This is a genomic window from Kitasatospora sp. NPDC058406, assembly GCF_042722765.1.
In the GTDB taxonomy this organism is placed as follows: Bacteria; Actinomycetota; Actinomycetes; order Streptomycetales; family Streptomycetaceae; genus Kitasatospora.
The window spans coordinates 1-3,498 of record NZ_JBHXKE010000439.1; the positions used below are offsets into that span (position 1 = coordinate 1).

Sequence of the window (3,498 nt, forward strand, 5' to 3'; positions counted from 1 at the left end):
AGACCTTCGACAAGCCTCATCTTCCCAGCGCAGAAGGCACTTTCGCGTTCCCGCTCATGATCCGGACACCGCCGCAAGTGAAACACGCAGGCTAGAGGCCGTAGTAGCCGGCCTTGTTGAAGTTCCAGGTGGAGGTGATCGCGTTGGTCCTAATGGTCGAGGTGGTGTTCTGGACCGAGAAGCCGACCTTGGCGGAGACCTTGACGAACAGGAAGCCGGTCGAGGCGGTGATCTCGGTGCTGGCGTTGACCTGGGTGGTCACCGAGTCGACCTGGGTGAGCGTCTCGGTGCGCTGGCCGGTGGTGCCGTCGGCGATGTTCACCGCCAGGAAGTCGGTGACGACCGGGTCCACCTGGGCGGCGGTGACATCGGTCCACACCGAGTCGAGGTTGGGGTTGCAGCTGGCTGTCGGGGGCCGCGACGGGGTCGCGGAGGCCGACCCGGCGCCGAGCGCGCCGAACACGGTGACGGCGGTGAGGACGAGGGCGGCGGGTGCCGCGGCGCGTCGCAACGAGACGGTGCGGTTCAACGGTGGACTCCTGTCGGTCGACGGGCGGGTGAGGCCGGGCATGTGCCGCATCGGCACCGCTGCGGCACGGACGGGCGAACGGCGGACCGCTCTCCGGCGGGCACGCCGCCCGGTCCGCCCTGACGATCCTGCAGAACCCCCTCACGAATTCCTCATGCCCGTGTCATGGACCGGGCCGGCCGCACCCTCCGCCGCCCGCCGAGGGCCCCGGGCGAAGGAGACCACGGTGCCGACGCTGCACTGCACCCCCGCCGCCGCCCGCGCCCTGCACTGCCTGGCACGGGGCCGCGCGCTCGACCGTCTCGCCGTCGCCTGCGCCACCCCGGCCTGCGCACCCACCGCTACCACGTCCTGCCCGGCCATCCCCGTCACCGGGTCTTCGACTCCTGCATCGACACCCGCGCCGGCGCCTGGCGGATCTACTGGACCCGGGGCACGGCCGTCGGCCGTCAAGCCGGCGACAGTCGGGACGGTCCGGCGCTCACCGTGCTGCTCATCGGCCCGCATCCGTAGGCCGGCAGCGGAAGATGTGGGGCGGCCCCGGACTGCCCGCGGACGGTGCGGTGTTCTACTCTCCCGGCATGGATCCCGACCTCGCGCAGCAGTTCGCCGCCTACGACCACGCTGTGTTCCTCGCGGGCGACACCTACCAGGGCATGTCGTTCGACGAGCGCGGCATCCGTGCGATCGCGGACAAGGAGCTGGCCGAGCACGCGCCCAGCGATCGCAGCGATCCGACCTGCCCGGCTTGCGGCGGGGTGCCCTGGCCGTGTGTGTCCGCGACGAACGCGATCAAGTTGGCCGACCCGCGCTACAACTAGTCAGCGGCCTCTGTCTGCGGCGACAACTCCGGGGCACCCGGGTGCGGTGCCGCACCGTCTGGACCTCACGTGGGTGTCCGGGTCGTCGTCCTTGGTCGCGGCGGAAGTCGACCTTCCCGCACGCGCCGCAGGCCAGGCCAGCCTGCCGGGCGGGCACTGCTGGGGCATGAAGAGGTCACGGGCGCCCGGACGACTGGCCATCCAGTTCGCGTCGCTGATGCTGCGTCTGCACGGCTTGTTCTGCTCGATCCTGCCCACGCCCGCGAGAACGAGCGGCTGACCGGATCGGTGATCGGCTATTGGGGCGACAAGTCACGCCGCTGAGCAGGTACCGGCCATTTCAGCGGTTCCCGGGACGCCAGGGACTACGGCGCGCCAGCCTGGGCACGGCTGTTGCTGTGTCCGTGTTCCGGTCCGACGTTCACGCGTGTCCGTGGTGGTGCCGGCCCGCCGACGAGGGCGGCAACGGTTCGGCCGTACAGGCCGCCGCCTACCGGAGGGAACTTCATATGCGCAAGATCGTCACCGTGGCTGACGACGTCGACCTCGCTCACCTGGTCGACCTGATCGACATGCTCCCGGACCCCGTCCGACCCTTCTGGGGTGAGGGACCGGACAGCATCGGCTCCAAGTTCCGGTACCGGCTGCGCAAGATCCTCAGCGGCGACGGCGACTCCTCCGACGTGGACTACCTCGCCATCTACGTCCTCAAGTACCTCGGCCGGGGCAACAAGCACATCTCCGAGGAGCAGATCACCGGGAACCTGCGCGGCGCGCCCGGCCTCCCGGCCGCCGGCCACGCCTGGGTGGAGGATGCCACCCGCACCGCCTGGACCCTGGTCACCCGCTACAGCCTCCCTGCATGGCGCGGTACGCACAGCGCACCCGGCGATGCCTGGCTTCAGGACTGATCGGAGCCGGCGTTCTGCCCGCGGGGGGACGCGTCGGCCGGGGCTACAGGAACAGCCTGGCGAGGATGCGCAGCTGCTGCTCGGCGATGGCGCCCATGGGGTGGGCCACGATGGTGGCCTCGAACAGCTCCAGCACCGACTCGGCCTCGCGCAGGAACCGGCGGGCGAAGGCGGCGCGGGTTCGGCGGGCCGCCGAGCTCCGCGCCGATCCGAGTTCGGGAGCCAGGCCGTCGGAATGACATGTTCGCAGCCGGAAGGTCGCAGGCCAAACCCCTGGCCACCGCCGGTTGGCGGGTCTACTGTTCCCGGCACGGCGGTCCCACCACAGCACCACCGGGCCGCCGGCCAGAGCGGCTGCGCCACGTCCTCCCCGGCGCTGCTGGCCCACGGCAGGGCCCCGGCGGACCAACCCCCCTACGTCCCCGGGCCCGGCCCCCTTCGCACACCCCGGCGGCGAGCACCTGGGGGTTCACGCGCGCCGTGGCCGGTTCCCGGCGCGGCCCCGGTCGCGGCTACGGCGCCTCGGCGGGCAGCGGTGCGTCGAGGCGGTGCGCGGTGGCCGCGCAGAGGGCGTCCGGCATCGTCAGGTCGAGGCCGGCGGCGGCGGCCCGGGCGGTGAGGTCCAGGGCGTGGGCGGTGTCGGCGGCGAGGGTGGTGCGGTGCTCGGCGGTGCTGGGGCGGCGGACTCCGAGGAGGGCGAGTTCGGCCAGCAGGTGGTCGGCCCGTTCGTGGGCGCCGGTGCGGGCGAGGACGGTGACGAGTTCGCCGGCGGCCGCCTCCGGCAGCACCGCGCGGTCCAGCCACATGTTCACCCGGGAGTCGGGGCCGCTCTTGATCCAGGCGAGGACGGCGCTCGTGGTGACGACGACCCGCCGCTCGCCGGTGGGCACGCCCGCGGGCAGGTGCCGCAGTGCGTCGGGCAGCGGGTGCGGTGGCGCGTCGGCGGGCAGTGGGTGGCCGCCGACGAGCATGAGGGCCGGTTCGGTCGGGAGGTGGTCGGCGAGAGTCTTGCCGCTGCCGGCCTGCCCGGCCACGAACACCACCACCGGCCGCTCCTGCCGCACGGACCCGGCCAGCACCGCCGGCAGGACCTCCTCGGCGAGGAGGCGCTCGCCCTCACCCGCAGGAAGCCCGTCGCCCCCTAAGTGGGTGTTTCGCTCCTGGTTGTCGAGGTCAGGTTCCGTGCCAGGTGGGGGTCGTTTCGCCGGTGAGGCGGCGGGTCATGAGGCTGATCATC

4 protein-coding genes are annotated in these 3,498 nt (G+C 72.4%); 2 read left to right on the forward strand and 2 right to left on the reverse strand.

The window, feature by feature from the left end; translation table 11 throughout:
* Positions 1-91: 91 nt before the first annotated feature.
* The gene (locus ACFWOG_RS40130) at positions 92-529 is read right to left on the reverse strand and encodes a hypothetical protein (RefSeq protein WP_380364616.1); all 438 of its coding nucleotides are present in this window, start codon (positions 527-529) and stop codon (positions 92-94) included.
* 581 nt (positions 530-1,110) lie between these two features.
* Between ACFWOG_RS40130 and ACFWOG_RS40135 the strand changes: the two genes are divergently transcribed.
* Together ACFWOG_RS40135 and ACFWOG_RS40140 are read left to right on the forward strand one after the other, a co-directional pair.
* Positions 1,111-1,350: a hypothetical protein gene (locus ACFWOG_RS40135; protein WP_380364618.1), complete on the forward strand. Its 240-nt coding sequence runs from the start codon at positions 1,111-1,113 to the stop codon at positions 1,348-1,350.
* A gap of 509 nt (positions 1,351-1,859) precedes the next feature.
* A complete protein-coding gene (locus tag ACFWOG_RS40140; protein ID WP_380364620.1) occupies positions 1,860-2,261 on the forward strand; it encodes a hypothetical protein in 402 nt (133 codons plus the stop codon).
* A gap of 512 nt (positions 2,262-2,773) precedes the next feature.
* Here the strand turns inward: ACFWOG_RS40140 and ACFWOG_RS40145 are convergent.
* Entirely contained in the window at positions 2,774-3,340 is a 567-nt protein-coding gene (locus ACFWOG_RS40145; protein WP_380364622.1) for a PIN domain-containing protein, read from the reverse strand.
* Positions 3,341-3,498: the final 158 nt, after the last annotated feature.